The organism is Prochlorococcus marinus (genome assembly GCF_001180245.1).
Lineage (GTDB): Bacteria > Cyanobacteriota > Cyanobacteriia > PCC-6307 > Cyanobiaceae > Prochlorococcus_A > Prochlorococcus_A marinus_F.
In genome coordinates this window covers 1-452 of record NZ_CVSV01000020.1, presented here as the reverse complement: position 1 = coordinate 452, position 452 = coordinate 1, and the positions used below count along the sequence as shown (strand labels likewise).

Here is a 452-nt window from a genome sequence, read left to right as displayed (position 1 = left end):
ATAAACCGGACCGGTAATATTAACCTTTTCCCAATTAGCCGCTACATTCAAGCCGGTAAAAACTCCGGGTTTTATTTCCTTACCCGGTATTTGCACTTGTCGTACCTTACCTTGTAATACATTTCTAATAGCACTCCAATAATCAGGAACTTTTCCAATATCTACCCATTCGAAATCCATTGGTAATGCAAAAAATGGTAAATCCAGTTCAACAAGTTTAGGGAAAAGATCAGCTCCAATATCAAATTTCTCTGCTGAAGGTATGTAATTAAAAATTTCGGGTTCGAAAAGATAAATTCCTGTATTTATAGAGTCACTTAAAGCTTGATCAACTTTTGGCTTTTCCTGAAAAGCCTTTATTCTCCCATTGTCATCAGAAACTACGACACCATAACTTGATACTTGATCTTTTGTTACCCTCTTTGTTATTAAGCTCGCAATAGCTCCTTTCT

1 protein-coding gene is annotated in these 452 nt (G+C 36.1%); it reads right to left on the bottom strand.

Annotated elements, in window-relative coordinates; genetic code table 11:
• On the bottom strand, positions 1-452 hold a 452-nt coding region (locus AMO19_RS00185), incomplete at both ends, for a nucleotidyltransferase family protein (protein WP_146255909.1).